Below are 26,362 nucleotides of genomic sequence, written 5' to 3'. Positions count from 1 at the left end.
ATAGAGGTCATTTTTTGTACCGTGAGGAAGTCCAACGAAAAGTTAGTGTAGATTACATTAACTCAATCGGTTACTTTTGGTTCACAAAATGACATGTTCTCAGGCGTGTCGCATAAAAGAAGGCACAAAACCCACTAAGGAATGTTAGGACGATCGCCAAACAACGTCCTTCCTAAACGAATCATCGTTGCCCCTGCCTCAACAGCCAGCAGATAATCATCCGACATTCCCATCGAAAGCTCTTGCATCTTTAAATGTCTAATTTTCTCTCCATCCTGTCGGATCTGCTCTGCCAGATCGCGGGTGCGAGTGAACACGGCTAATGTTTCTGAGGGTTCAAGCCCGTAAGGAGGGATCGCCATCAAGCCGACTGTGTTGAGATGAGTGCATTGATCTAGCGCAGGCAGATCGTTGAGTAACTCTGGAATCGTCCAGCCGTACTTGGTCGGGTCAGGCAAAACTTTGACTTGGAGGCACAAAGTCGGCTTTTGAGGGAAGTCGGCAGCAATTTGATTGAGCCGTTGCGCTAGCTTGAGGCTATCGACTGAATGAATCCATTGAAAAAGTTCTAAGGCTTTGGCGACTTTATTGCTTTGTAAATGCCCAATTAAGTGCCAAGTGATATTGGGTAAGTCGGCAAGCTGAGCTTGTTTATCGGCGGTTTCTTGGATGCGACTTTCACCAAAATCCCGCACTCCTGCTGCATAGGCTGCTCGCAGTACCTCAACCGAAACCTGCTTAGTAACGGCAATTAGCTTGACCGATTCTGGGAGGGTTTGGCGAATTTGGGTTAGACGTTCAGCAATTTGAGTTTGAAGGGAGCCTGCCATTGCTATCTATTGAAGAAACGTCTTTTTATGGGCAGCTTGAAGCTTGATGTATTCTAAATCCTGTCCAGTGCGGCGCAATTCTCGTAACCGGGTTTCGAGAAGAATGCGAGCATTGGTGCGCCCGATCGCATCGAACTGCATTCCTTCAACGCTGGTGAGGACGATAAAGAACAAACGCTGGGCATAGAGTGTGGCGAAGAGTCCACGATTTTCTTCAACTAGACAAATTTTGTATAGTAGCCCAAACGTCGGATGGTTGAGGTATTCTTCGGTGTTCATTCGGGCTGAGTAGACATCTGGGACGATCGGGTTAAGCATTAAAGTATCTTAGATTCAGTGCAGATGGGAAGAGCGTAATTCGATAACTGCAGATGTTTGAGGTAAACAGTTGATAGATTTAATCCCTACTCTAATGTGGAAATGTACATCTGTGCTACAAAACATCTTAGGCTAAATTAGTTTCTAGCTGAGAGCAAACCCTGGGCAGGTTCTCGCCGCGATCGCCCCAGTAGAAACCTAAGGCATCAGGATAAAAACTTTATGGGGATCAACCCTTCACCAGGATTTGCTAAGGATTCCCCAATAGAGACAACTTAGCCGCCTACCCAAAAACGAATTCCCCAAAATACTCCTATCCCTGCCAGTGCTAATCGATCGAGAAATCTCAGACGGAATTGATGCCACTTGACTTGATGCTGATTTGGGCTTGTGAATCCGCGTACTTGCATAGCGCTAGCAATTTGTTCGGCTCTGAGAAGAAGATTGTCGAGCAGGCGTTCTGCGATCGCGCTCCAAACTTGGGTGGCTCCTCGAAAGCCCAGCTTTTTCCAATTGATGGCACGCGTACGAACCGAGCGCACTAAATTTTGCACTTCTTCAAGCACGAGGGGAATGAAGCGAAGGGCAAGGGTCAGGGTTAAGACAATTTCAGTGACGGGCAGGAAGCGACGAAGCGGCTGCATTAAATAATCAAGTCCTGCCGTAATTTCTTCGGGAGCCGTGGTGAGCAGGTAGAGGTTGGTGCTGTAGATCAGAGTGAACATGAGGGTGCCTACTCGAATCGCGAGTTCAACCGATCGCCGCGTGATGCGGATGCTGCCTCTTTCTAACAATACATATTGATAGTTCGTCGGCTGAGGTAGGGAGGCGATCGCTTGATCTGCGGCTAGCGGGGCGGAAGAATTTGATGCCGCTTGACCAATGGCAAACTCATTGACAGGTAGGCGGGGTTGAGTCGTCACATTAACGCCATCGGGAGCAAAAAGGGTGATGCCAAAGAGCAACAGCGCAAATCCTAAAATCAATCCAAGCTGTTTTCGCCAAGCCCGAAACGGTAACCCACTGGCAAAGGTTAACAAGATTAAGCCCGCAACGATCGCCACTCGCCATTCAGGCGTAGCAGCGATTGGGGTTAATAGAAAACTCAGCAACCAACCCAGTTTGACGCGAGAGTCAATGCGGTGAAGCCAAGTGACAGGTTGCTCCAGATAGAGACCGATGGGGAGCGATCGCAGTAAATCCATGCCCTAACCTTAAACCTTGGTCGCCCGATTAGGGTTATTGGCTAATTCAGCATCCCGAACCTTTTTACCGCGCCAGAGCAACTTCAGCGGCGTTCCGGTAAAGCCCAGGTTCTGCCGAAACTGGCGTTCAATGTAGCGCCGATAGTTGTCATTAAATAGCTTGGGATCATTGACAAATAAAGCAATACAAGGCGGCTGGCTCGAAACTTGGGTGGCGTAGTAAATCTTGCCCTGTCGTCCTTGTCGGGTTGTCGGTGGGTTGTGCCATTTCATTGCGTCTTCCAGCGCCTCGTTAATCACCGAAGTACTGACGCGGCGCTTATGTTGTTCAGCGGCAGTTTTGACCAGTTCAAGAATTTTTTCGACCCGTTGCCCTGTTTCGGCGCTGACGTAGATTGACTCTGCCCATTCAGTAAAGTGCAGTCGATCTTTAATAATTTTGTCGTACTCATAAATTGTATGAGAGTCTTTTTCAATGGCATCCCATTTGTTGACTACGATAATGCAGCCCCGACCATCGTCCTCAATGCGTCCTGCCAGCTTTTGATCTTGTTCCGTAACGCCGTCTAACGCATCAATGACGAGCAGAACAACGCTCGATCGCCGAATTGCTTTAAAAGCTCGGTTGATGCCAAAAAACTCAGGCCCATACTCTACCTGTTTTTTCTTGCGAATGCCTGCTGTATCGACAATGCGGAATTTCTGTCCTTCCAGTTCTACTACCATGTCGATCGTGTCGCGGGTAGTGCCAGAAATAGGGCTAACAATGGCGCGATTTTCGCCCACAAAGGCATTCAACAAACTAGATTTACCAACGTTGGGACGACCCACGATCGCCACCTTAATTTCATCCGACTCTTCTAAAATGTCGGTTTCGGGCAAAAAGCCTACTAGTTCGTCGAGTAATTCGCCTGTGCCGTTGCCATGAATTCCCGATACTGGGAAAGGTTCGCCAATGCCCAAGCCCCAAAATTCAGAGGCTTGCATAACGCCTTGGTCGGGCGATTCACATTTATTCACTGCCAGCAGCACAGGAACAGATTGTTGTCGCAGCCAGCTTGCAATCGTTTCATCGGCTCCGGTAGGCCCCACCTTGCCATCTACCACCATGATTGCCGCACTGGCTTCTGCCAATGCCAGCATAGCTTGCTCCCGTATGAGGGGCAGAAATTCTGTGTCATCGTCAAAGACCAATCCACCTGTGTCCACGACTAAAAAATCACGATCGCGCCAGAAGGCTTCGCGGTAAGTGCGATCGCGTGTCACTCCCGGCTCGTCATGGACGATGGAGTCAGTCACTCCGGCTAAACGGTTGACGATGGTGGATTTGCCAACGTTAGGACGACCAATGATTGCGACGACGGGGAGAGACATGGGGAATGGGGAGATGGGAAAACGAGTGTCGGCTAGGGTTAGCGACAGACCTTAACTATTGTGGCTTAAAAAGTTTAATCTGCGTCTAATCGTTCTTGATTCGTGATGTGTTCTTGATTCGTGATGTCGTTAGGACTTGAATCAGGGCGCATTATGATTAAAAATCATAGAAAGTACCCTTCTGGGGAATCGATACTTCCCGGATAGCCTGAGATTATCGGGTGTAGTGACTTTTAAAACCATCACCCACACCCAGGAGATTTCCCTATGCCTGCTCCCCGCCTTTACAACTTTATTGGGTTTGGTGACGAAGTTCCCGGCATTTTGGCATTGGTTGCTGCTGCCAGAGAACACCGTCGGCAAACGGGTTCCTATCCTCGTAGCCTGTTAATTTTTAAAGGGAACGGGCAGCTTGGTATTGGCGGTCATTTGGTACGCGGTCGGTTGTCATATCTCGATCGCAGCCACGTTCCCTTCAACATTCGCCAATCTTTTGGGCTAGGTTCCTTTGGCGATGCACCTTCCCTTTATAAAGAATTTTTGCAACGAGCAGGTGTCAATCAAATTGCCCTTGATCCCCGTCGAGCAGATCTGACTCTGCGACAAATGTTATCGGAAGCTAATGTTGATACGTTAGGCGGTGTGGAAATTGCTTCGGTGGTGAAAGACGGCGACAGATTAGCGGGAATTAATCTAACCAAAGGTGAAACCTACTTGGGGACACAGTTTATTGATGCCACAGTGAACGCTGAATTAGCGCAGTTTGCTGGAGTTCGTAAGCTTAAAGGGTTTGAAACGTTTGGCTTGCCTAATTCAGAATTGTCGGTAACGCTCACCTTTGAAACTGAAGGGTTGAGCGTTTCTCGGTTACAGGCGATCGAATCCATTTATCTTCAGCGCTTTGCCAACCCAGCCGATCAAGAGGCGCAAAATTGGTTAAGGGCTGCCACAGGAAATGATGCGGCATTGGCACAACAACTTCGTCAGGATTTGAGAGATAGTCAGGGCAATCTTAAAGGGTTGTGGGCAGGAAATGATTATGCCGATGTGCGGAGTAAAGCGCTGTCATTGGCTTACCATGCTTTTAGAGGAACCAAACTTTCGTTATCTGAAAGTGGGACGATTTTAGATAATGCGAATATTGCCGTCTTTCCAGGAAATCGGCTGTCTTGGAATGCGCTGCTATTTGATGTAAATGCGTCTGAGGCTGAGGCTTTAGCCAGAAATTCGGCGCAACCGACTGCCGCAATGCTGAAAGAAATGGGGTTTGTGCAGCGCTGGTTTAAGAGCTTGGGGGCAACGACCGTTACGCCTGCTTCTGAGCTATACATTCGTCATGCGGGAAATGTGGCAGATGTGGTGGAACCGTTGAGTGGGGCGCAAATGTTGGCGGGTGGTGTCCCAGAGGCTGAGGCATTAGGCACGTTTGGCTATGCGTTTGATGTGCGAGGTGGCATTGCTGGAATTGAGCGGGTGGCAAGTCAGCAGGGCATCACCAGCCTACGCTTCCGAGAGCCTTTATTTAACGTCGGAATTCGTCATGCAATCGTCCGCTCTGTTCCTAATCTGGCGATCGTCAGCCCTGCTTCTGGGTTTACGGGTTTTGCGTCTTCGGCAGGCAGAATTGTTGAGTTTAACGTGGCAGTGGGGCAAGGGGTTGGCATTGCCTGTAGTCTTGCCTTACTCAGCGGCAGAACCTTAGCAGAGATTGCCAACACCGAGGTTCGCCAAGTTTTAGCGCAAACCGGACGACTATCACGGATTTATGGACAGGGCAGAGCCGAAGCCCAGCTTTTGGCGAGAGCAGAGCAACAGTTGGGGGATACGACGATTCTGATCGCCCGTGCAGACAGCCCATCAGATAGCCCGATCGCCGTACCGGAACGCAAGCCCCTACGGATGGTGCGATCGTCTGGGAGAATAACGCACGAACATCGTTCTTCGGCACTACAAAACGTTGTATCCTAATCCTCGCCTGCTACCCACGGAATCGAGCATTGAATGCGTGTGACGTTCGAGTCTGCTGAAGGCACCGCTAAAACTTCTAGCCTGCCTCCCATTAATTCCATGAGCGTTTGGTTCATCAGTAGGGTGAATCCAGGAGAAGGCAGAAGAGTAGACTCTGAGTGGTTAGAGTGGTTATTTTGCGAGGGATTGTTCTGCTTGGCTTGCAGCAATTGCAGTAGGTCAAGCGGTTCACTCCAAAAGCTTTTGGGGCGATCGTCCTCAATGCAAATGCGGATTTCTTGGGAAGCCAATACTTCCTCAGTGGTCACTCGAATGGTGCCTTCTTGCATCAGACGAATGGGCAGATCAACCAGGCTCACCAACACTTGTTGAAACCACCCCGGATCAGCCAAGACGTAAATCTCCGGGTTAGGCAGGGCGATCGCCAAACGCAGATTGCGATTTTGAGCTTGCAAGTGCGTTAGGTTTTTTACTTCTACTAAAATGCTGTGCACGGACACGGGCTGAAGATGGAGTTGTTCGGTGCCGTGCGCTGTCTTAGAGATATGAATGAGTTGGTCTAACACGTCTAACATTTTTTCGGCGGCACCGTAGGATTGGGAAATAAACTCGCGTTCTTCTGCGGGGCTATCTGCTAGGTCAGCCAGGATGAGTTGGTGCAGGCTGATGACGCTGTTGATGGGCGATCGCAGTTCGTGGGAGGCGCGGGCAAGAAACCCGGCTTTAAACTGCGCCATTTCCATTGCCATTTGGTAAGCCAAGCGCGATCGTTGAAGTTCAGCTTTAAGGGCTTGAAGTTCTTGAGCAGGGTTGAGCGGAACAGAGTCATCGTTCATTTGTATGTGCGAATTATGTGCGAAGAATAAACCTCAAGAATTCTATCGTATAAGTAAAAATCGATTTCCTCATGCAGTGTACTCAATTCATCATGCTTTCATTAAAATGAGTCGCAATGGATCTAATTTTACGTACCAGGGATGGGGGCGATTTTTCAATGTTAACCAAGTCTCTTTAAAGACTTCCGCTTGCAGATGATAGTCCTGTTTCTCAATTGAAGCTGAATTAAATTTAAGGAATATAGTCATACGGTGAGGCGTTTCACTGGTTTTTGCCAGCCAGCAGGGAAACAGATTGGGGGCAAGACGATCGCTAACTGACGGTTTGACAAAAATAATTTGATGAGCGCGAATGCCAACATAAGCCAAGGCGCGAGGAATCGGTTCTGCAACCTGCAACTGAATACCCCAATCGATCGCTTCAATTTGAGTTGAAGATAGAGCCACAGCACGAGAGAAATTTTTGCATCCAGTGAGTTGGGCGACGGTATAGGTTTCCGGACGATCGAAGATAGCTTGCTTTGCGCCTTGAGCGATCGCTTGTCCTTGATGTAGCACAAGTAAGTTTGGACACACACGATAGGCTTCCTCTAAATTGTGCGTCACAAATAGCGTCACACCTGGATAGTCTGTTAATTGAGTAATCATGTGCTGCTCTAATTGACTTCGTAAAAATGTGTCGAGTGCCGAAAAAGGTTCATCAAGCAAGAGTGCTTCGGGTTGACTGGCTAACGCTCTGGCTAACGCAACTCGCTGCTGCTGTCCACCCGATAATTGATGAGGATAGCGATCGCCATACTCTGCTAATTGCATGGCTGCTAACTGGGCACTGACTTGTTGCTGTACTTGCTGCGATCGCATTTTTGGCAGACTAAAAGCAATGTTTTGGGCAACGGTCATGTGGGGGAATAACGCATAGTTTTGCACTAAGAATCCAATGCGGCGATCGCGGCTCGGAAGGTTGATTTTGCGTTCGGAATTAAACAACACGCGCCCGTTGAGAACGATTTGCCCTTGAGTTGGTGTTTCAACCCCAGCAATACAGCGCAAAATCATGCTTTTGCCTGCTCCAGATCCACCTAACATTCCTAGTGGATCTTGATCTGCACTGAAAGATATATTGAGTGGAAAGTGATGCAACTGTTTTTGAATATCAACAATTAGGGCAGAGGAATGAGAAACTAAAAATGGGGAAGGAGATTCAGAAGGTCTTTCGCGCCACCTCTCTATTTTTTTTCGTTGCTTTAGGGATTTCCCTTGGGCTTGCCAAAAATTAACAGCAACAATTCCAGACATTGAAATACAGAGAATGGCGATCGCCCAAAAACCTGCTTCGTTTGTCGCCCCTGCTTCCACTGCAAAATAAATCGCCATTGGAATAGTTTGCGTTTCTCCCGGAATATTACCTGCCAACATTAGCGTTGCGCCAAATTCACCCAGGGCGCGCGCAAACGTTAGCATCGTTCCAGCAAGAATACCTGGAAGGGATAAGGGAATTAGAATTCGCCGGAAAATTGTCCATTCAGATGCACCTAAAGTTCGAGCAACATCAAGAAAGTTAGTATCAACTTGTTCAAATGCGCCTAATGCTACACGATACATTAAAGGGAATGACACAACGATCGCGGCAATGACTGCGCCATACCATGTGAAAACAACGCTTAAGTTAAAATAAGCCAGAACTTTGCCGATCGCACCATTTTTGCCAAAGAGTAGCAGTAAAAGGAACCCTAAAACGGTAGGTGGCAGAATTAATGGCGAAATTAAAATACCCTCTAGTAAAAGCTTTCCTTTACCGCGATAGTTCAGCATCCAATACGCAGCGGTAATTCCTAAAAAGAAGGTAGCGATCGTAGCTAGTAACGCTGTTTTTAGCGAAATCCACAGCGGAGATAAATCGGAGGGCATAGCTAAAGCACTTTATTTCGGTACAATAAATCCATGTTTTTTGAACACTAACTGTGCTTGATCACTCTCTAAAAATTGCACAAACTCCCTGGCTGCCTGCGGATTTTTGCTACTCTTGAGGACGGCGATCGGGTAGACAATTGGATCATGATCTGTCTCGGCGGCTAAGACTGCAACCTTTACCTTATCTAAGATCTTGGCATCGGTAAGATAAGCGATACCCGATTCAGCATTGCCACTCTCGACGGCTGCCAACACTTGGCGCACATTGTTAGCGTAAACGAACTTAGGCTTTAATAAATCATAGAGCTTTAGCCTCTGGAGAACTTGCTTTGCATATTGTCCGGCAGGAACGCTGCGAGGCTCTCCAACCGAGATCCGCTTAACGGCTGAATTCTGTAAACTGCTGAAATTCGTCACGACTTGCGAGTTCGTTGGCACAATTAAAGCCAGCCGATTCTTTACTAAGTCGCTGCGCGTTTCAGACAGCAGTTCTCCACTTTTTTCTAAAATATCCATTTGCTGCTTTGCTGCCGAAATAAAGATGTCAGCCGGGGCACCATTCTGGATTTGTTGCAACAATGCACCGGATGCACCGAGGTTGTAAGTCAGGCTTATACTGGGATTGCGGGCTTGGTACAGAGGCTTAATTTCTTTCAGACTGTCGTTAAGGCTTGCTGCTGCTGAGATCAGTAAGGATGTTTGAACGAGATTACTAGCAGGAGTTGGCATCATTGACCGCCAGCTTAGGGCGATCGCTAAACCTACAAAGATAATTCCGAGAAAAGCCAAGCGACTTCGTTTCATAAACCATACACTGTGGAAGTCTCAATGATTAACGATTCTAACAACACAGATTTTAATAACATTAGAACAGATCCGAAACGGATGAAGGCAGGTAAACTTTGGTAATAAGAAAATTGATTGTCAAGGAGCCTAACAGAAAGACAAAAGCCGTGTGTTTGTGATACGGCTGACGGTACTTGTGTTGGGGAAATAAGACAAATTGGTGGGTCGTTTACCGTCGTTCACTTATTCACGTTCTTGATTATGCCTTCTAATCCACGCTCCTACGACTTTATTGTTTTTGGTGATGAGGTTCCAGGTGTGCTTGCCCTGGTGGCAGCAGCAAGGGAACATCGGCGGCAGACAAGGCGATATCCTCGCAGCTTGCTTCTGTTTAAAGGCAGTTCTTTGGAGGGAATTGGCGGGCATTTAGTGCGCGGCAAGTTAGCCTATCTCGATCGCAGCAGCGTTCCACCCGACCTTCGCCGCTCTTTGGGGTTAGATACGTTTGGCGATCCTTCGGCAATTTATCAAGAATTTTTGCAGCGATCGGGCGTTGTTCGCATTGCCCTTGATCCGCGTAAGGCAGATGCCACGCTGCGAAAAATGCTAACAGAAGTTAACGCCGCCATTCTCAGCCGTGCTGACATTGAATCAGTTGTGAAAGAGGGTAACCTGATCACGGGGATTCGGCTGACTAATGGCGATACGTATTTGGGCAAACAGTTTGTTGATGCGACGGTAAATGCCGAACTTGCTCAGTATGCAGGCGCACAGAAGCTGCCAGGTTTTGCAGGAATGGGCTTGGCTGACTCGGAATTGCCTGTAACTTTAGTGTTTGAAACGGAAGGAATTACCGTTCAAAAACTCCAACAAATTGAATATGACTATCTGCAAAGATATACGAACCGCGCTGATGTTTCTGCTCAGAAAACCTTGAATCTTGTGGCGGGTGATAATTCTATCTTCGTTCAACAGCTTCATAAAGGCATGATCGATGCACAAGGCAAGCTACGACCCATGTTTGCAGGCGTTGACTACATTGATGTTCGGAGTAAAGCCCTATCGGTGGCTTATCATGCTTTCCGGGGTACTTCGTTGTCTTTAGAGGAGAGCGGGGCTATTCTCGATAATGGTAACATTGCGATTCTTTCGGGTGGGCGACTTTCGTGGAATGCGCTGTTGTGCAAAGTGAGTGCATCTGAGGCAGAAGCGATCGCCCGTGCCGATGCCAAACCTACTCCCAATATTCTGCAAGAATTCAAATTTGTAGAGCAATGGTTTAAAACTCTAGGCGCTACAGCCGTTGTTCCTGGATCTGAACTCTACATTCGCCATGTCGGTAATCTTACAGGGTTTGTGGAACCTCTAAGCGGTGCTCAAATGTTAGCGGGGGGCGTACCTGATGCCGAAGCATTAGGCACCTTTGGCTATGCGTTTGATGTGCGAGGTGGGATTGCCGGAATTGAAAAGCTTGCCAATGACAAAGGAATTAATAGCGATTTATCCTTTAAACCTCCGTTGTTCAACATTGGTATTCGTCACGCTTTAATGAAAAAAATCCCTAACTTAGCAGTCGTTAGTCCGGCTTCGGGGTTTGATGGCTACGCTTGCTCGACAGGGCGGATCGTTGAATTTAATGTGGCAGTGGGGCAAGGAGTGGGCATTGCCTGTAGCTTGGCGCTAAGGAGCGATCGCCAGTTAGCAGATATTACCAATCACGAAGTCAGAAAAGTCCTAGAGAAAACAGGGCAGCTTCCCAAAATTTACGGTAAGGCAGATTTAATCGCATCAGAAAAATTAAATGATTTTGAAAGCCGCATGGCTTAGAGGATATACCAAAAATTACATCATCTAAAGTGCTGTTTGAGAACGTCAAGGCGAGAGCAATGCCAATAGTCAATGTGTGAGATGATCAGATCTTGCTGATTCACTTCAAGTTCGCTCCAACCCCCAATCGCAATTCGGGGTTTCCAGGGTAGGGGCGTTGTCCAGCTTAACGTCCAATCGGAGCGAATTTGGTTGCCGTTGCGCTCTATTTTGTGAAGATCAAGCTTTGGGTTGGTAAACCAGGTGTCGATGAACTGGATCGTGCGTTGATAGCGATCGCGCCCCCGAAACTGGCTCATCGGGTCTTTGAAATAGACATCTTCTGCATAAATGCTGTAGGTCTGGTTCTTTGGAAAACGTTGATAGTCTGCTTGCAGAACTTCTAGAATGTCCATAATTTTCAGTTAAATTCAGTACTGAGTATAGATTTGCATCTCGCACAGATAACCTTTGTTGCACTCTTTGATGGGTTTTATCGGTTAATTGCAGGCAATCAAATTGACCAGAGCAAACCCTAGCATAGCCCAAAGCAAAATCGACACCACAGGGCGACAGGGCAGAACTCGTTTCATCAGAATACAACTCTCATGTTCAAGGGTAGGAAGTCAAAAAGTAGAATTCCCCCTAAAGAGGCAGACTTGCAGAAATAATTAAGATTTTACCAAAGGTAATCTTCTAAACATGCTGTATATTCTGCAACAAAGTGTTGTGAAATCCATAATTAGCATCTACACTTCCGGAGTTCACGCTATATGTAGTTGATCGGTTGGGATGCCGCCCCAGTGTATTAGGATGCGACTGGCTCAATGCTCTCTCCTGATCCTCTGCTTGTTGAAGTTCATTTCCCTACCGATCAACTGCTTTCCTACCCTTAATTTGCATCTCTATGGTCAGTATCAGCAATCCCTTCCCTTTAAGTTTTACTACCGCCGATTTACCCCTTGGCGGCAAAGCGATCGCTTCTGTGTTGGGTGATTTTAATGGAGATGGCAATCTAGACTTAGGGGTGCCGTTGCGGAATGCATTGAGCCAGAATTTGGCTGTGTTTTTAGGGAATGGCAATGGCGGTTTTTCAGATGCTGTTCTTTCTGAATCCGGTGGCTCTAGCGCTGTCGCCATAGTGGCAAAGGATTTTAATAGGGATGGCAAACTAGATGTAGCGATCGCCCATCGCAATTCCAATCAAGTCTCTTTGCAACTGGGAAATGGTGATGGCACCTTTACTAACGGCAAAGCTTTTACTGTGGGTAATCAGCCTAATGCGATCGTCGCTGGCGACCTCAATGGCGACGGCAAATTTGATCTAGTCATCGCTAATTTTGGCGAAACTAACGCCTCTATCCTGCTTAATCAAGGCAATGGCGAATTTCAGAGCAGCAGCGTGACAGCAGGCGACATTCAGCCGTACTCTGTTTCGCTGGGCGATCTTAACGGCGACGGCAACCTCGATATTGTCACCGCCAACTTCTACGCCAACTCTATTACGGTCTTACTGGGCAAAGGTAACGGCGAGTTTCGTAGCCCTACCAGCTATTCTGTGGGTAATCCGGGCACTGCGCCCAATGCAACAGCGATCGGGGACTTCAACAATGACAACAAGCTAGACGTGGTTGTGTCTAACTTTTCAACGAGCGGCAAAAATGTCTCAGTCCTGTTAGGCGATGGTGAAGGCGCGTTTAAGAGCCGATTGGATCTTTCAACCAATGGCAAGCCCCTGTCAATTCAGGCGGCAGACTTTAATGGCGACGGCAATCTCGACATTGCCACACCCGACTTTAGCACAGGCTTAGCCACGGTCTGGTTAGGCAATGGCAATGGTGAATTTCCAGCCAAAGTTCAATTAACAGCGGGTTTAGAGCCATCAAGCCTAGTTCTAGGCGATCTTGATAATGATAAAAAAATAGACTTTGTAGTCGTTAATAGTGGTGCGAGTAACGCAGCAGTTTTGCTCAACCAAGTCAATCTTGTGATCTTGCGATCGACTTCTAGCGATACCGGAGAAGTGGATGGTTCTAAAGAAACTCGCGCCGCTATTGAAGTCAATTTGGCGAAAGGTCAATTGACCGTCAAAAGCTCACCTAAATTGAACGGAACGATCACGGGCTACAATAACGTCCGGGGAACGAGCTTGAAAGATCGCATTATCGGTAGCAATGAGAGAAATATACTCAGTGGTAATGCTGGAAACGACACCATTACTGGACTGGCAGGCAATGATGTTATTTCTGGCGGAAGTGGAAAAGATGTCTTAAGTGGCGGAGACGGAAAAGATAGTTTTGTGTTTGATACCCAGGCAGTGTTTAAAGCAACAGATGGGCACGATCGCATCCTTGATTTTAATCGCCGTCAAGATCGCATCGTTTTAGACCGCACCACTTTTGCGGCAGTTCGCAAAGTCAGCTTTGCGACAGTGACAACTTTTGCCGAAGCCGAATCTAGCAGTGCCCTCATCACCTATGTTCGCTCGCAGGGTCAATTGTTTTACAACGAAAACGGAGCAACCGCAGGCTTAGGCAACGGCGGACTATTCGCCATTCTCAAAAACTCCAGTAGCCTCACAGCAGCAAGCTTTGCTACTCAACGGTAGTCGAGAATTGATAGACTAAATTGCAATCCAATTCTCGACAATGATGCTTGGCAAAATCGCCACACTAATGTCATAGTGACCCGTCATACTGAGACGTATTAACGCCCATCCTCGGGATCAACTACGATGCCTCACCTTGCTGCCCTAGCCAAATTCACGCACCCTGTTTCTTTGCTGCTAGCTGGAATTGTTAGTAGCGTGCTGGTTGCTGAGGCAATGCCTGCCGCTACATCCGAAACACTAATGCAACTGACTCGTCCAAATACTGAGGAAGTGCCAGAGGTTAATGGCGCTGCTGTGTTAGCGATCGCTGCTTTAGGTAGTGCTGGGGTTGGGGTTGCATTAACAGCACTTCATGAACGCAATCGTCCTTCTACAAAGCGCACCTCCAACAGCCGCTTTAGTATCCCCTCAAGTTCCGCGCGGGCTAACCCTAAACTTCAACGCAAACTTCTCCGCCTCCTCCACGAAGACGCACGAGTTGCCGATCGCCTAATTACCCAAGCCTCCTTCAGATATCCGGGTAAAGCGCCAGATTGGTATGTCGAAAAAGTAATCTATGATTTAGAGCGCGATCGCCACTAACTCGCTCCCATTTCCCCCATCAATTATAAAAAAGAGGATGTCTAAACCTTTAGACATCCTCCAACTTCCCTGAATGATCAACTGACTTAAACTCTGATTGACTACGACTTGCTGTAACTTATTGTGCAGAAACCGCTTGCTTTTTCTGACGACGAGTCAGTGCTGCAAGACCCACAACTGCGCCTAAAGCCGCGATCGTTGCAGGCTCAGGAACCTTAGCTGCAACGACTTTGTAGTCGGGGCCGTTCATTGTGTTATTGCTAGATAAGCGCAGCCCAGCCACTTTGTAACCGAGTTCTAAACCATAGCTGCCAACCTTCTGTGCTCCACCAATTTCTGTTGTATCAATGCTGTAGCCTGTTAGATTTGCACCCTTGTCGCCTTTGAACAGAGCACGAGTAATCGTGTACGTACTCACGACATTTCCATCCTTGTCTAGTGCGTCAACCTTCAAGTCGCTATTAACTCCCCGCTCAAAGAAGAAAAAGCGTTTCGCAGCGCTCTTGAAATAGACATCAATGACTGATTCTCCTAGGTTGTCTTCGGTATCAATAATATTATTGAGATTCAAGTTGCCCAGGCTACCGACTACGCTTGCAGAAGTTGCGTTTTCTAAAGGAGCTTGCCCTGTTGCCAAATCTCCTCGGTCAGAACTACCTGGCCCTATAGCTGTTCCATTGGTGATGATTGTTGCTTTATTCACTAGTTCAAAATGACCAATCTTTTCGCCAGTCGACTTAATTGTTACAGACTCCAGCATGATGTCTCTTTTAGGATCAGCAGGCTTAGGAGAATAGTCGGTCGTAAAAGCGAAGCCAGAGAAGGCTTGAGCCGGAGCGGTTGCTAAGCTCAAGGTGGCAGCGATCAAAGAGAGAGTGGAAGCGATTTGCAGTTTCATAGTTTTTCTGTATGACGTAAGAAGAGTATCCAGGAAGTCATGGAGCCTGGGATAAACCCGTGTATCCACTTGTGCCTCTATGAATCAAGAATACGCAGTGCACACGTAGATGTCTCTAAATGGAGTAGTGCTTTATACTAAGTTTACAAAAATTCTACTGGTGTAAGGAGTCTGTAATGTCCCTTACTTGCGCTAGGGAGAGAGAACTGCATGACATTCTAGAGACGGTTTGTGTTCAACGAGTTTTAGCCTTAATCTTCATCAAGTCGGGTGCAGTTTTGGAGCAGGGCTGAAGGTCGATGATTTGCTGCAAATCAGATTAAGTGGGATATGATTTTGATGACAATCTTCCAAAATGATGTGAGGAACTTGTTTGATGAACCACAGATTCCTGTTGAGCTTGGTGGCTATTCCAACTCTGGCGAGTTCAGTGCTAATGATGTTACTGACGACGGGTCTAGCTTCGGCTTCTGAATTAGTGCTGGCTAGAAGTTCTGTTCCAGTACAAGCCTCTTGTGATGTCTCCATAGATTCTCAACTTAAGTCTGCCAGAATGAGCTTGCATGAAGGAAATGTCAAATCGATGGCTTCGGTTAGCATTCCCATTGATGTTCCTCCAGCAGATTTTACGACAGCAGAAAGCGACGCTGCGGTCACACTTTTCGGCTGTGATTGTTCTTCCTGCATCAGTGCTTTACGCAGAGTGCGCAGCCAATCTTTGTTGACCAGTGGTAAGTTGAACAGCGGTAAAGGGCATTGTTGGACAGCTTTGCAGCAGCGTGTTTCTCCAGAGGAGTTGCAAACCGTGCTGCAAACGTTAGAAGCTGAGGAGTCTAAGTAGCATCTCTAGAATGGGCGATCGCCCCAGACTTTTTTTCAACTTCCCTCGTCCTAGCTTGGCAGGTGGAATCCTAACCTCTAGACAGAACGAGAGGAGTTCAAGTTCTAAGGCTGGTCGATTTTTGACAGAATACGGGTTGCCTCGGCACAGAGTTCATCGTGGCAATGCCCATTGCTGGCAATGAGACACCCCCATTGGTTTATGTCTCCCTGATTGTATAAAAGCGGAGATCCATCCTCATGGGTAAAGCGTCCACCAGCTTCGGTCAAGATCAGTTCTGGGGCTGCCATATCCCAATCTTTTGCGGCAGATTTGCCCGACAGGGAAATGTAGACATCTGCGCGATGCTCTACGAGTGCGGCAATTTTTCCTCCTACGCTGCCTACGTAAACTAACTTTTGGCAAGGGAGTTGTTGCAGCAACGCATTAAAGCGATCGTCGCGATGAGTGCGGCTGACGACAACGCTTAAGTCCTGAATCCGATCGCCATTTGATACATGAATCTGCCGATTAGCTCCATCCGGCGTTTCCACAAATGCTCCACCGCCCAGTGTGGCATAGTAAAGCTTTTCGAGTTCAGGACAAGCGACTACCGTTAACACCGGACGACCTTGGTAAGCCAGCGCTAAGTGAAAGGCATACTCACCCGTTTTATCAATAAAGTCGCGGGTACCATCTAGCGGATCAAGAATCCAAACCCAGTCTTGAGGAATGGCTTCGCGGGTGGTTTTATAGGTTTCCTCGCTGAGGTAGCCAAAGTTTTCGCCAAAGATCGCTTCCAGTTTGTTCAGCACGTATTCATTTACAGCCAGGTCTGCGGCTGTGACGGGCCCATCTTTTTTATCCTGGATCTCTAAATTTCGTGCTGCGCCGTCTTGGGTCGGTTCGCCCCGATAGTACGATCGTAAAATTTTAGAGGCTCCCCAGCCTAAAGAACGGGCGATCGCTAAAATTTCTGTTACGGGCTGCTCCGTCATTGCTTGCAATGCTTCCACTTTCTTTCCCCAATCTCTGTACTTTTGCCGAGCTAATTATAAAAGGATGTTGCTTGAGGTCAAACTTTACGTACTCGCCTTTATAGAGTTGATACTAGGCAGCTTAACCTCGGGTGGCAGGATATCTTATCGACTCATCCACTGTCGTGTCCCAAAGGATTGACACGATCGTCCTGCTACGGCGGCGGCTTGAGTCAGAGCATCTAAAAAATGGGTGCTTAGAATGAAGTGACAGAAGGCTCCATGAAAGATATCGCCTGCTCCCAATGTGTCAACGGGTTGAACTTGAGGAACAGCAATTTGCCCCTTAATGCCTTGGTAGAAATATTGGATCGGCTGGCTACCGTTCGTGATAGTAATGTGAGGAATCTTTAGTGCGATCAGGTAGTCCAACGCCTCAGCCAATGTGGTGCATTGAGGGGGGCGAAAGTTTGCCGAACAGATGGCGTAGTCTACATAGGGTAAAACTTTTTCAAAACCAGCCTTCCAGCTTCCCCCATCCACCACGATCGGAATCTTCTGGGCGTTAGACTGTTCTGCAATAACCTGCCCCACTGCCATTTGATGACCGTCAATCAAGACAATTTCTACCTCCCTCAAAATGTCAGATGGAATTGCTGTCACTGGTGCTTGGGCTTGGACAGCGTTTCGGGAGACGATCGCCCGTTCTCCTGTCGATTGGGTCACTAAAATAGAGGAAACGGGGAGCGATTGAGTACGGTTGGGCGTTAGATCGGCGATCGCGACACCTTGCAAGTCTGCCAACATCAAATGGCGGCTTGGATGCTGACCTACAGAGCCTAGTAGGGTTGCCGAATTGCCTAGATGACTAAAAGTAACAGCGGCATTGGTGGCAGGACCGCCAGCAGTCATTAAGTCTTCTAAGGCAACGATTTTTTGATTGCACTGAGGTAACTCTGTCACCAGATAAATCAGATCGAGCGTCACTAATCCTACGAAAAGTCCCTGTTTTGACATTAGGTAGTCCCTCAAAAAAATGTGGGCACTTAGCATTGCCAAGCTCCCACATCTCATCATTACGCTATCTTCCTCTAGACTTGGAATACCTGACTGCCTAGCTTAACAAGCGCCTTTACGATGTAAGACGACCTGGATGGTTTTCAGAATCAACCGTAGATCATAAAGAACTGACCAGTTGCGAATGTAGGACAGATCCATATCTACGATCGCCTCAAAATCAGACACGCTAGAGCGACCATTGGCTTGCCACTCGCCCGTCATGCCAGGCTTAACCTCAAGCCGTCTCCAGTGGCGATTGTTATAGTTTTTGACCTCGTTGGGAGTAGGAGGACGGGTTCCGACCAGGCTCATGTCTCCCATCAAAACGTTCCAGAATTGAGGCAGTTCATCAAGGCTAGTGCGTCGCAGAAACCGCCCTACCCGAGTAATGCGAGGATCATTGTCGTTTTTGAAGATATGTCCTTTGGCTTGATTGACAACCGTATGCTTGAGCAAATCGGCATCAGTCACCATAGAGCGAAACTTCCAGATGCCAAAGCGGTTGCCCCGAAAGCCACAGCGCTCTTGCCGATAGAAGATAGCACCGGGGTTATCGAGATAAATGGCGATCGCAATGGGCAGGGCTAAGAGAGCCGTCAGCCCTAACCCTACCAGTGCCCCAACAATATCGATGCAGCGCTTCATTTTACTGTCAAGAGATGCATGAACCGCTACGGCATGATTGCCATGGGAATTAAACCTGAAGTCGGGCAGAGTTGAGGAGGATAGAAGATTCACCTTAGGAGTCGTAGTCATGAGAGGAGGAAGCAATAAGGTAATGAACGGGGTGTCTAAGTTGAATACTAAAGACCAGCCTTGAGACCAGCCTTGTTCTCAGTATTAACTTTTATCTCTAGAAACTCACTAACCCACTTTGCGCTTCAACAAGTCTTTATAAACTTAATGGTTCTAGCAAAGTTAGGTGGAGCTTAACTTTATCGTTATAAAGTGTGGACTTAAATATATGCGTATCTTTTTTGAATGAATGCTGTCTGGTATACCTAAAACCTATATTTATACTTGCTTTGCGAATTGCATTTTGCTCTCAGGAGTTTTGGAGTAGGAAAATTGCTAGAGTGATTTGGCAGATTAAGAGTGTGGCATGGAAGCGCAGCATGGAGTTCTTTACGTGGTGGCAACCCCGATCGGTAACTTGGAGGACATGACCTTCAGAGCGATCGCCACTTTGCAGCGTGTAGATGTGATCGCAGCCGAAGACACACGACATACAGGAAAATTGCTCCACCACTTTCAAGTTACAACGCCGCAAATCAGCTATCACGACCATAATCGCCTGAGTCGGCTGCCAGACATTCTGCAACGCCTGCAAGATGGACAGAAGGTGGCGTTGGTGACTGATGCCGGGATGCCTGGCATCTCTGATCCAGGCTACGAACTGGTTAAGGCTTGTGCTGAAGCGGGAATTGTGGTAGTTCCCATTCCAGGAGCCTGTGCAGTGGTTGCTGCCCTAAGTGCGGCAGGGTTACCCACCGATCGCTTTGTGTTTGAAGGATTTTTGCCCGTGAAGGCTCAAGAGCGGCGCGATCGCCTAGAAGAAATTCAGTCAGAAGCCCGAACACTAGTGTTTTATGAGGCTCCTCATCGGGTGCGAACCACGCTCCAGGATTTAGCAGAGGCGCTGGGGGCAGAGCGAGCCGTTGTTTTAGGACGGGAGTTGACGAAGCTGCATGAACAGTTTTGGCGAGGCACGTTGGCAGCGGCGATCGCCTATTACCAAACTCGGGAGCCGCAAGGAGAATATACCTTTGTGGTAGCAGGTGCCACACTATCACAGCCTTTACTTTCCGAAGAAGACTTGAAAGCAGAGCTAAAGGCAATTATGAACCAAGGCGTTTCTCGTTCTCAAGCGAGTCGGCAACTAGCGCAGCAAACTTCCTTCTCACGGCGGCAAATCTACCAATTGGCATTAACTATTCCTGATGAAGTTGCCCCTGAACCGGAAAGTGAAATCTAGTGAAATCTGAGGCATCATGTTTTTGGGAAACACCTATTTTTTTGAAGTCCTAAAGCTTAGAGCGATTCGAGAGTGAGAGCAACCTATGATGTTTTCCAGGTCTAAACGATTTATCCTTTACAAAAAAAGTAACTGCCCTAGCCTGCTTGTCTTTGGGCTGATGCTCACGCTGACTGCTTGCGGCAAACCATCCCCAACTGCTTCCCCAACTGCCTCCCCTAACTCCGTTGACTTTTCTTCGCCTATCCCAGCGCTCGCTGAAGCAACACCCAGCGTTAGCCCAATCTCTGCTGATAGCCTGTTAATTTCGGACAAAGCAATTGGCGCGGCTCAGCTAGGGATGACGTTTGGAAATTTGAAGAAAGCTCTGGGCACAGGCGTAGAATTTGTTGTGCAGTCGCCTTTCATTGTTGACTTTGATGCGATCGCAGTTCAGCGATCGGGGGAAGTTCAGTACTATATCTTGTATTTAGCTAAGCAGCCTTTTACCGACGCCGATACCATTCAAGGCTTGCTTACTAAAAATCCAAAGTTTTTAACAGCAGCGGGGATTGGAGCAGGCAGCACTTTAGCAAAAGCCCAGCAGGCATACGGCAAAGCTACCCTGTCTTACAATACTCAAAACGAGTCTAGAGAATATGCCCGGTTTGAACGCCAGCCCGCCAATAATATTTCTTTTGCAACAGGCAATGGCTCTAGCAAGGCAGCCGGCATTTATGCCTCTCCTACGGGCGAGTATAATGAAACCCAAAAATTTAAGGAAGATGCCAAAATTGAGTCAGTGCTTGTAGTGTGCTTAACCGAAGCTTGCGCTCCCCCGTCACCCACCTCAGGCTCACCGAGTCCAACGGCATCTCCGACACTTCCAACATCACCGCCAGCTTCTCCAAATGTTCCCAGTTCTTTACCCACTCCTTAAACACCATGGCTAAGTTTTTAACGGCTCTGATTTTTGCAGTGTGGATTGTGGCGATCGCCCTCATTTCAGTGCAAAATGCGACTCCAGTGGCGCTTAAGTTCTTAGTGTTTGAAACGGTACAAATTCCGGTGGGGATGGTTTTGGCGCTGAGTGCAGGGCTGGGAATGGTGGGCATGGCGATCGCGCTGCCCCTACTACGCTGGTCTAGATAGAAGTTATGCCCCTGCTAAAGCCCTAAGGTACGGGTAGGAGGGGCAGCTTAAGTCAAAATTTTAGGCGATCGCGCAGCTAGCACTTTCACCTTAACAATCTAAACATTGCAGTTAAGACGCTACTCGTTCTGCAACAGGCGACGGAGAAGTGATGGCAGCAGGTTGGCTAACGGGCACGAGCTTAGTAGCAGGCACCGATCCAGGAACCGTAGGCGCAAAATGCTGCTCAATCAGGGCAGGAATTGCTTTGGGTGAAATTTTGGTGTAGCGAGTTTTGTCAGGCATGACCAAATTGGGGCCCGCTTTGCACCGTTTCATACAGCCCGTTCCTTTGACAATGACTTGATTCGTTAAGCCCTGTTCTTGAATGGCAGTTTGCAGAGCAGTAGCGATCGCTTTTGCACCTAACTTGCAACAGTCTGACTTTTGGCAAACCAAAATTGTCTCTGGTTTGGACGACTTAGAGGCAGCCATTGGAGAAGCATCTGTCAGTGCTAACGATATCGGAGCTAACGATAGAGGACGAACAATCGTTAAATCTTTTGCTTTGAGCTTGACTTGCCCAGTCACCGGGTTTACCTGACGAGTCCCTGTAACCTGAATCCATTCGCCAGGGATGAGGCGCTGCGATCGCAGATGTTTCGAGAGCTTGATGGGGTGCTCACTGGTGTTGGCTAGCCGAATATATTTAAGTTTACCGCGATCGTCTGCTGCATAGTCCAAAAACCGTCCTTCTAACGCAAATGAGGTTTGCATGACCGGGTTATGAATCGCTTCGTATTTACTCATGGCGATTAAGCTATTGAGAATCTTATTCAATAATGACTTTCTTAAGTTACTTCATTGCGTTACTATTTGCAATTTATTTTCATTAAGCTAGCGTAGAAGCTTCTAGCAGGTTAATTCTTCTAAGTATTAACTCTTCTAAACATCAAGAATTTAAGGCTGATGGGAGCTGCCTTACCCTTGTTTAAACTGCTGATGCAGCAGCAGCACTAAATCCTCAAGGGTGTTGGGGCTAAAATCTTCAATGCAACGGGTCATGTCTACATTAAATTGCTGCATAAAATCGTCGCACAGCATAACTTGCCAGTCGAAGCCACAAAGGTCTGTCCAGCGTAAATCCTCTTCAAGGCGATCGCTGGGTAGCAATTTTCCTGGCTCAATACCAGAGTAAGTTTCTAGGCGAGTATAAAGAAAATTAACAACGGGGTAAGCAATGGGGCGAGACCGACAGAAAGACTCAAACCAGTCACTTACCCCTAAAGTAGGGCGATGGCGCAATGACCGTTTTACCCGTCGTCGCATTGCTAGGTTTGGACTCAGGATGTCGTAGTTCTTAAGACTAAAAAAAAGATTCTTAAACCGATGCCACATAGCCGTTAGAAAAGTTGCCCAGTTTTTAGGCTTAATCCAGCCTCGTCCATTCTTTTTATTATTCCCAGGCAGGCGTGCTTCTCTCAAGTGAAGGGTAGAAATACTTTGAAGCGTAGGAGGAGAAAAATTTGCCGAGTCTTTTCTAGAGGACATCATTCGGAGGGCTTTTCTATAGGTAAAAGAAAGTAAACGAAAGATGATTGATATCTTAACTCTATAGGGACTTGACAAAATAGAATCATTTTTTTAGAGAACTTAGAGTCTCACTTTCACAAACTTCCACAAACCTGTTGTAAGGTGCTGACAAACATGGGATAGGAGACTGCGGCAGCTTCGGCGCGGTGAATTGTGGTGGTGCCTTTTGCAACGAGGGCAGCGATCGCCAAACTCATGGCAATTCGATGATCGGTATCGCTATCTACTTCTGCGCCGATGAGGGAAGTGCCGCCGATAATTTCAAGTCCGTCGGGTAGTTCGGTGACTTTGGCTCCCATTTTAGTGAGTTGGGCTGCCATTACGGCGAGGCGATCGCTCTCCTTGACGCGCAATTCTGCTGCATTACGAATGATCGTGGTTCCTTTCGCTAGAGTTGCCGCGACCGCCAGAATCGGGATTTCGTCAATTAGGCGAGGAATCAGTGCTTCTCCAGAAATGGTGCAGGCTTTGAGAGCGCTCGATCGCACTCGCAAGTCGGCAACAGGCTCTCCTGCAATTTCTCGCTGGTTTTCCCAGGTAATATCGGCTTCCATTGCCGCTAGAACGTCTAATACTCCGGTGCGGGTGGGATTCACCCCCACGTTCTGAACCAGTAAATCCGAGCCAGGTACTAAAGATGCGGCAACCAACCAAAACGCCGCTGAGCTAATATCTCCTGGCACAATCACAGACTGCCCTAAAAGATTGGCTCCCCCCGTGACGGTGACGCTGTAGGTTTCGGGGTCAACGGTCAGATTCGCGCCAAATGCCCTCAGCATTCGTTCGCTGTGGTCGCGGGATAGGGAAGGCTCGGTCACTGTCGTGGCACCTTCGGTCAGCAGTCCTGCTAACAAAATGCAGGATTTAACTTGAGCAGAGGCGATCGGCGAATGAAAATGAATCGGCTTGAGAAATTGTCCTTGTACTGCCAGTGGCGCATAGCCGCCCGCCCGGCTCCAAATTTGGGCACCCATTTGTTGTAAGGGTTGAATAACGCGAGACATGGGGCGCGATCGCAAGGAAACATCGCCCGTGACGGTAAAAAACCGCTGTGGTTGCGAAGCCAATAGCCCTAGCATTAGCCGCATAGTGGTGCCAGAGTTTCCTGACTCTAAAATATTACCGGGTTCTTGCAACTGTCCTAAGCCAATTCCTTGTACCGTCACCCGTTTGGTATTCAACTCCGAAATGGTTGCACCCATTGCCCGAAAGCAGTTTGCCGTACTTTGCGGGTCTTCGCCCAGCAGCAAGCCCTGAATTTGAGTTTCGCCTTGGGCGATCGCCCCTAGCATCAGCGCCCGATGGGAAATAGATTTGTCGCCAGGAACTTGAATTTGACCGGATAGCCCGATAGAAGATGGGGCGATCGTTAAGGTGTGATGCGTTTCAGTGCAATTAAGGGAGACAGTGGCAGTCATTGGAATAGACTTGACAAAGGGGGCGCTCAATATCCTACCCCATCCCTCGGTCTTTACTTATGCTGACCCAGCACCGCATTCCCGTCTGTCTTTCATTACTATCCTTTGATTTGCCAGTGTGGTCAGTGGTGGAAACAGACGCAACCCTTTATCAAAAAGACTCAGAGCATTTTCATCTTCTCTTAACTGAACCGTTGGTGGTGGATGGATTGCAGGAGACGGAGCAGGCAGATTTGTCATCGCCTCCAACGCCCCGATTGCTGTGGCTCGAACTTTCGCCTTACCGCGTCATTATGACGATGCAGGGAAATGGGCGATTTAGCTATCGGCACTATTGGGAGCAAGGGATTTATGGGGTGAGCCGCTATTGGCTGCAAGCCGCGTCTTCAGTGCGGAAAGATCAGTTTCAACTGCACAACTATACTCGCAGCCTTAGCCTAAAAAGTCAGGGTTTGCCACACCATTTGCGGGTGGAGTATGAGCTTTGGTCAAACAAAGTGCAGGTGGGGCATTATGTCATGAATGTTGATATTGAGCATGATTGCAGGTGATTGAGAAGCGACGGATTGGCGATCGCTTACCTGCTGCCGGTAATTTATGGCAATTTCTGTTAAAGTGAATTGCTACCCGCACATTCCGGTCTGCTGCGGCTGCAAGATAATTCGTTTTATCAGCAAACCACACATTTATCGCTCTTAGACTGGCCCCAATCGTTCGATTTGGGATAGGGGCACTACTCGGAGCAATGTTAATTCATGGAATTTTCTGATCTCGGTCTTTCGACCGACCTTCTTCGCGCTGTCGCTGAGCAGGGCTACACCGAGCCTACTCCCATTCAGCAGCAGGCAATTCCTGCTGTTTTGGCAGGGAATGATGTTTTCGCGAGTGCCCAAACTGGAACAGGCAAAACAGCAGGGTTCACGCTGCCGATGCTGCAACTTTTAAGCGCTACTCCACCCCATAAAGTGCAGCGCACTCCGCGCGCTCTGATTCTGACTCCTACACGTGAACTGGCAGCCCAAATTGGCGATAGCGTTAAGATCTACGGTAAACATTTATCGCTGCGATCGGCGGTTGTCTATGGTGGAGTTGGCATTGTGCCGCAAATTCAGGCGCTGCGTCGCGGCGTTGATATTGTCGTTGCAACGCCTGGTCGGTTACTGGATCACTTGGGGCAAAGGACATTGGATCTTTCCCAAATTGAGATTTTGGTGTTGGATGAATGCGATCGCATGTTAGATATGGGCTTTATCCACGACATTCGCAAAGTGTTAGCAGCGTTACCTCAATCTCGGCAAACGCTAATGTTCTCTGCCACGTTCTCAAAGGTGATTCAACAGCTTGCAAATACGCTGCTTAGAGATCCTACTTTAATTGAGGTTGCTGCTCGTAACACAGCCGCAGAGCGGGTGGAACAGGTTGTGCATTTAGTAGATCGCGATCGCAAGCGCGAGCTATTGGCTTACATGATTAGCTTTCACAACTGGCAACAGGTTTTAGTTTTTACCCGCACTAAACATGGGGCGAATCGTTTAGCCGAGCAACTGAGTCAAGATGGACTGAAAGCTGCCGCTATTCATGGTAACAAAACCCAAGCTGCCCGTACCCGTGCTCTCAACGACTTTAAGCTAGGCAAGGTGCGCGTCCTGGTCGCCACTGACGTTGCCTCCCGTGGAATTGACATCGACCAACTTCCCCACGTCGTCAACTTCGAGCTACCCCATGTGCCTGAAGATTACGTGCATCGTATTGGTCGCACAGGGCGCGCGGGCTACGGCGGCAAGGCGGTTTCTTTAGTTTCTGGAGAAGAAAATCCGCTTCTGAAGGGCATTGAGATGTTGCTTAACCAAACTCTTGCCAAGATTGTGGTTCCAGGATACGAGCCGAAGAGTTCAGCCCAAGCGCAGCCAGAGCCAGAGAAACGCCAGCGATCGAACCAGGGTCGGGGCGGTCAAGGAGCAAGGTCAAACTCCCAAGCTGCACCTAAGCCTCAATCTTCTAAGTCCCAATCTTCTAAGCCTCAAGATCCACCGACGCGGAGCAAAAAACCTGTTTCGGCAAGTCGTGCCCGGAAGCGGCTTCGGAGTGCCTAGGCGATCGCTTTGAGATCTTTTTAAGCACGTACTCTGCAAAAATATTCGGCGTTGCTGGATTGTAGTTTGAAAATTCGGTTCCCCTCTCGCAGGGAAGGGGCTAGGGATTAGATTTAGCTGCCAACGCAGCGAGATAAACCTCTCCCCCCACCCCCTCTCCTAAAGGAAAGGGGCTTTGAACAAATTCATAGC

General features: G+C 48.1%; 25 protein-coding genes. 10 read left to right on the top strand and 15 right to left on the bottom strand.

Features of this window, described 5'->3' with window-relative positions; all coding sequences use genetic code 11:
- Positions 1–134 precede the first annotated feature (134 nt).
- The 4 genes from KME11_18885 to der form a co-directional block, all read right to left on the bottom strand.
- Entirely contained in the window at positions 135–830 is a 696-nt protein-coding gene (locus KME11_18885; GenBank protein ID MBW4517278.1) for a YggS family pyridoxal phosphate-dependent enzyme, read from the bottom strand.
- Positions 831–836: 6 nt separating this feature from the next.
- Positions 837–1,109: a PipX family protein gene (locus KME11_18880; protein ID MBW4517277.1), complete on the bottom strand. Its 273-nt coding sequence runs from the start codon at positions 1,107–1,109 to the stop codon at positions 837–839.
- 314 nt (positions 1,110–1,423) lie between these two features.
- Positions 1,424–2,353 carry a CbiQ family ECF transporter T component gene (locus tag KME11_18875; GenBank protein ID MBW4517276.1) on the bottom strand — a complete coding sequence of 310 codons (930 nt, stop codon included), beginning with the start codon at positions 2,351–2,353 and terminating at the stop codon, positions 1,424–1,426.
- Positions 2,354–2,362: 9 nt separating this feature from the next.
- On the bottom strand, positions 2,363–3,727 hold the full coding sequence (gene der, locus KME11_18870) for a ribosome biogenesis GTPase Der (protein ID MBW4517275.1): 1,365 nt from the start codon (positions 3,725–3,727) through the stop codon (positions 2,363–2,365).
- Positions 3,728–3,994: 267 nt separating this feature from the next.
- Between der and KME11_18865 the strand changes: the two genes are divergently transcribed.
- On the top strand, positions 3,995–5,695 hold the full coding sequence (locus KME11_18865; GenBank protein MBW4517274.1) for an FAD-dependent oxidoreductase: 1,701 nt from the start codon (positions 3,995–3,997) through the stop codon (positions 5,693–5,695).
- Here the strand turns inward: KME11_18865 and KME11_18860 are convergent.
- From KME11_18860 to modA, 3 genes are all read right to left on the bottom strand, one after another.
- Complete coding sequence (locus KME11_18860; protein MBW4517273.1) at positions 5,692–6,531, bottom strand: HAMP domain-containing histidine kinase; 840 nt, start codon at positions 6,529–6,531, stop codon at positions 5,692–5,694. The two genes, KME11_18865 and KME11_18860, sit on opposite strands and share 4 nt — an antisense overlap.
- A gap of 90 nt (positions 6,532–6,621) precedes the next feature.
- On the bottom strand, positions 6,622–8,439 hold the full coding sequence (modB, locus tag KME11_18855) for a molybdate ABC transporter permease subunit (protein MBW4517272.1): 1,818 nt from the start codon (positions 8,437–8,439) through the stop codon (positions 6,622–6,624).
- Positions 8,440–8,451: 12 nt separating this feature from the next.
- On the bottom strand, positions 8,452–9,246 hold the full coding sequence (gene modA / locus KME11_18850) for a molybdate ABC transporter substrate-binding protein (GenBank protein ID MBW4517271.1): 795 nt from the start codon (positions 9,244–9,246) through the stop codon (positions 8,452–8,454).
- 243 nt (positions 9,247–9,489) lie between these two features.
- Between modA and KME11_18845 the strand changes: the two genes are divergently transcribed.
- A complete protein-coding gene (locus KME11_18845; GenBank protein ID MBW4517270.1) occupies positions 9,490–11,055 on the top strand; it encodes an FAD-dependent oxidoreductase in 1,566 nt (521 codons plus the stop codon).
- Between the two features lie 20 nt (positions 11,056–11,075).
- Here KME11_18845 and KME11_18840 read toward each other — a convergent pair whose 3' ends face one another.
- Positions 11,076–11,450 carry a DUF2358 domain-containing protein gene (locus KME11_18840; protein MBW4517269.1) on the bottom strand — a complete coding sequence of 125 codons (375 nt, stop codon included), beginning with the start codon at positions 11,448–11,450 and terminating at the stop codon, positions 11,076–11,078.
- Between the two features lie 491 nt (positions 11,451–11,941).
- On the opposite strand from KME11_18840, the gene KME11_18835 reads away from it, so the two are divergent.
- On the top strand, positions 11,942–13,642 hold the full coding sequence (locus tag KME11_18835) for a VCBS repeat-containing protein (protein MBW4517268.1): 1,701 nt from the start codon (positions 11,942–11,944) through the stop codon (positions 13,640–13,642).
- A gap of 126 nt (positions 13,643–13,768) precedes the next feature.
- The gene (locus KME11_18830) at positions 13,769–14,227 is read left to right on the top strand and encodes a hypothetical protein (GenBank protein ID MBW4517267.1); all 459 of its coding nucleotides are present in this window, start codon (positions 13,769–13,771) and stop codon (positions 14,225–14,227) included.
- A gap of 118 nt (positions 14,228–14,345) precedes the next feature.
- On the opposite strand, the gene KME11_18825 is transcribed toward KME11_18830, so the two are convergent.
- On the bottom strand, positions 14,346–15,125 hold the full coding sequence (locus KME11_18825) for a PEP-CTERM sorting domain-containing protein (GenBank protein ID MBW4517266.1): 780 nt from the start codon (positions 15,123–15,125) through the stop codon (positions 14,346–14,348).
- Between the two features lie 376 nt (positions 15,126–15,501).
- On the opposite strand from KME11_18825, the gene KME11_18820 reads away from it, so the two are divergent.
- On the top strand, positions 15,502–15,966 hold the full coding sequence (locus KME11_18820) for a hypothetical protein (GenBank protein MBW4517265.1): 465 nt from the start codon (positions 15,502–15,504) through the stop codon (positions 15,964–15,966).
- Between the two features lie 104 nt (positions 15,967–16,070).
- Here the strand turns inward: KME11_18820 and KME11_18815 are convergent, their stop codons facing one another.
- From KME11_18815 to KME11_18805, 3 genes are all read right to left on the bottom strand, one after another.
- Positions 16,071–16,943, bottom strand: a complete 873-nt coding sequence (locus KME11_18815; protein ID MBW4517264.1) for a 3'(2'),5'-bisphosphate nucleotidase CysQ — start codon at positions 16,941–16,943, stop codon at positions 16,071–16,073.
- Positions 16,944–17,087: 144 nt separating this feature from the next.
- Positions 17,088–17,939, bottom strand: coding sequence for a sugar kinase (locus tag KME11_18810; protein MBW4517263.1), 852 nt, complete (start codon positions 17,937–17,939; stop codon positions 17,088–17,090).
- Positions 17,940–18,041: 102 nt separating this feature from the next.
- Positions 18,042–18,737, bottom strand: a complete 696-nt coding sequence (locus tag KME11_18805) for a sugar transferase (GenBank protein MBW4517262.1) — start codon at positions 18,735–18,737, stop codon at positions 18,042–18,044.
- A 346-nt stretch (positions 18,738–19,083) separates the two neighbouring features.
- On the opposite strand from KME11_18805, the gene rsmI reads away from it, so the two are divergent.
- The 3 genes from rsmI (at position 19,084) to KME11_18790 (ending at position 21,087) form a co-directional block, all read left to right on the top strand.
- Positions 19,084–19,956, top strand: coding sequence for a 16S rRNA (cytidine(1402)-2'-O)-methyltransferase (gene rsmI / locus KME11_18800; protein MBW4517261.1), 873 nt, complete (start codon positions 19,084–19,086; stop codon positions 19,954–19,956).
- An 85-nt stretch (positions 19,957–20,041) separates the two neighbouring features.
- Positions 20,042–20,875 (top strand): hypothetical protein, encoded by an 834-nt coding sequence (locus KME11_18795; GenBank protein ID MBW4517260.1) that lies wholly within the window; start codon positions 20,042–20,044, stop codon positions 20,873–20,875.
- Positions 20,876–20,880: 5 nt separating this feature from the next.
- A complete protein-coding gene (locus KME11_18790) occupies positions 20,881–21,087 on the top strand; it encodes a DUF1049 domain-containing protein (protein ID MBW4517259.1) in 207 nt (68 codons plus the stop codon).
- A gap of 111 nt (positions 21,088–21,198) precedes the next feature.
- On the opposite strand, the gene KME11_18785 is transcribed toward KME11_18790, so the two are convergent.
- From KME11_18785 to aroA, 3 genes are all read right to left on the bottom strand, one after another.
- Positions 21,199–21,876: a (2Fe-2S) ferredoxin domain-containing protein gene (locus KME11_18785; GenBank protein MBW4517258.1), complete on the bottom strand. Its 678-nt coding sequence runs from the start codon at positions 21,874–21,876 to the stop codon at positions 21,199–21,201.
- A 171-nt stretch (positions 21,877–22,047) separates the two neighbouring features.
- Positions 22,048–22,620, bottom strand: coding sequence for a hypothetical protein (locus KME11_18780; GenBank protein ID MBW4517257.1), 573 nt, complete (start codon positions 22,618–22,620; stop codon positions 22,048–22,050).
- A 113-nt stretch (positions 22,621–22,733) separates the two neighbouring features.
- Positions 22,734–24,077, bottom strand: coding sequence for a 3-phosphoshikimate 1-carboxyvinyltransferase (gene aroA / locus KME11_18775; GenBank protein ID MBW4517256.1), 1,344 nt, complete (start codon positions 24,075–24,077; stop codon positions 22,734–22,736).
- Between the two features lie 59 nt (positions 24,078–24,136).
- Between aroA and KME11_18770 the strand changes: the two genes are divergently transcribed.
- Entirely contained in the window at positions 24,137–24,628 is a 492-nt protein-coding gene (locus tag KME11_18770) for a hypothetical protein (protein MBW4517255.1), read from the top strand.
- A gap of 204 nt (positions 24,629–24,832) precedes the next feature.
- Positions 24,833–26,170 carry a DEAD/DEAH box helicase gene (locus KME11_18765; GenBank protein MBW4517254.1) on the top strand — a complete coding sequence of 446 codons (1,338 nt, stop codon included), beginning with the start codon at positions 24,833–24,835 and terminating at the stop codon, positions 26,168–26,170.
- Positions 26,171–26,362: the final 192 nt, after the last annotated feature.

Source organism: Timaviella obliquedivisa GSE-PSE-MK23-08B (assembly GCA_019358855.1).
GTDB classification, from domain to species: Bacteria; Cyanobacteriota; Cyanobacteriia; order Elainellales; family Elainellaceae; genus Timaviella; species Timaviella obliquedivisa.
This window is presented reverse-complemented; position numbering and strand designations above follow the sequence as displayed.

What these genes read in the sequence shown, in the direction of transcription:
- KME11_18885 (MBW4517278.1), bottom strand. Translation starts at nt 830, where the DNA reads ATGGCAGGCTCCCTTCAAACTCAAATTGCTGAACGTCTAACCCAAATT.
- KME11_18880 (MBW4517277.1), bottom strand. Translation starts at nt 1,109, where the DNA reads ATGAACACCGAAGAATACCTCAACCATCCGACGTTTGGGCTACTATAC.
- KME11_18875 (MBW4517276.1), bottom strand. Translation starts at nt 2,353, where the DNA reads ATGGATTTACTGCGATCGCTCCCCATCGGTCTCTATCTGGAGCAACCT.
- der (MBW4517275.1), bottom strand. Translation starts at nt 3,727, where the DNA reads ATGTCTCTCCCCGTCGTCGCAATCATTGGTCGTCCTAACGTTGGCAAA.
- KME11_18865 (MBW4517274.1), top strand. Translation starts at nt 3,995, where the DNA reads ATGCCTGCTCCCCGCCTTTACAACTTTATTGGGTTTGGTGACGAAGTT.
- KME11_18860 (MBW4517273.1), bottom strand. Translation starts at nt 6,531, where the DNA reads ATGAACGATGACTCTGTTCCGCTCAACCCTGCTCAAGAACTTCAAGCC.
- modB (MBW4517272.1), bottom strand. Translation starts at nt 8,439, where the DNA reads ATGCCCTCCGATTTATCTCCGCTGTGGATTTCGCTAAAAACAGCGTTA.
- modA (MBW4517271.1), bottom strand. Translation starts at nt 9,246, where the DNA reads ATGAAACGAAGTCGCTTGGCTTTTCTCGGAATTATCTTTGTAGGTTTA.
- KME11_18845 (MBW4517270.1), top strand. Translation starts at nt 9,490, where the DNA reads ATGCCTTCTAATCCACGCTCCTACGACTTTATTGTTTTTGGTGATGAG.
- KME11_18840 (MBW4517269.1), bottom strand. Translation starts at nt 11,450, where the DNA reads ATGGACATTCTAGAAGTTCTGCAAGCAGACTATCAACGTTTTCCAAAG.
- KME11_18835 (MBW4517268.1), top strand. Translation starts at nt 11,942, where the DNA reads ATGGTCAGTATCAGCAATCCCTTCCCTTTAAGTTTTACTACCGCCGAT.
- KME11_18830 (MBW4517267.1), top strand. Translation starts at nt 13,769, where the DNA reads ATGCCTCACCTTGCTGCCCTAGCCAAATTCACGCACCCTGTTTCTTTG.
- KME11_18825 (MBW4517266.1), bottom strand. Translation starts at nt 15,125, where the DNA reads ATGAAACTGCAAATCGCTTCCACTCTCTCTTTGATCGCTGCCACCTTG.
- KME11_18820 (MBW4517265.1), top strand. Translation starts at nt 15,502, where the DNA reads ATGAACCACAGATTCCTGTTGAGCTTGGTGGCTATTCCAACTCTGGCG.
- KME11_18815 (MBW4517264.1), bottom strand. Translation starts at nt 16,943, where the DNA reads ATGACGGAGCAGCCCGTAACAGAAATTTTAGCGATCGCCCGTTCTTTA.
- KME11_18810 (MBW4517263.1), bottom strand. Translation starts at nt 17,939, where the DNA reads ATGTCAAAACAGGGACTTTTCGTAGGATTAGTGACGCTCGATCTGATT.
- KME11_18805 (MBW4517262.1), bottom strand. Translation starts at nt 18,737, where the DNA reads ATGACTACGACTCCTAAGGTGAATCTTCTATCCTCCTCAACTCTGCCC.
- rsmI (MBW4517261.1), top strand. Translation starts at nt 19,084, where the DNA reads ATGGAAGCGCAGCATGGAGTTCTTTACGTGGTGGCAACCCCGATCGGT.
- KME11_18795 (MBW4517260.1), top strand. Translation starts at nt 20,042, where the DNA reads ATGATGTTTTCCAGGTCTAAACGATTTATCCTTTACAAAAAAAGTAAC.
- KME11_18790 (MBW4517259.1), top strand. Translation starts at nt 20,881, where the DNA reads ATGGCTAAGTTTTTAACGGCTCTGATTTTTGCAGTGTGGATTGTGGCG.
- KME11_18785 (MBW4517258.1), bottom strand. Translation starts at nt 21,876, where the DNA reads ATGAGTAAATACGAAGCGATTCATAACCCGGTCATGCAAACCTCATTT.
- KME11_18780 (MBW4517257.1), bottom strand. Translation starts at nt 22,620, where the DNA reads ATGATGTCCTCTAGAAAAGACTCGGCAAATTTTTCTCCTCCTACGCTT.
- aroA (MBW4517256.1), bottom strand. Translation starts at nt 24,077, where the DNA reads ATGACTGCCACTGTCTCCCTTAATTGCACTGAAACGCATCACACCTTA.
- KME11_18770 (MBW4517255.1), top strand. Translation starts at nt 24,137, where the DNA reads ATGCTGACCCAGCACCGCATTCCCGTCTGTCTTTCATTACTATCCTTT.
- KME11_18765 (MBW4517254.1), top strand. Translation starts at nt 24,833, where the DNA reads ATGGAATTTTCTGATCTCGGTCTTTCGACCGACCTTCTTCGCGCTGTC.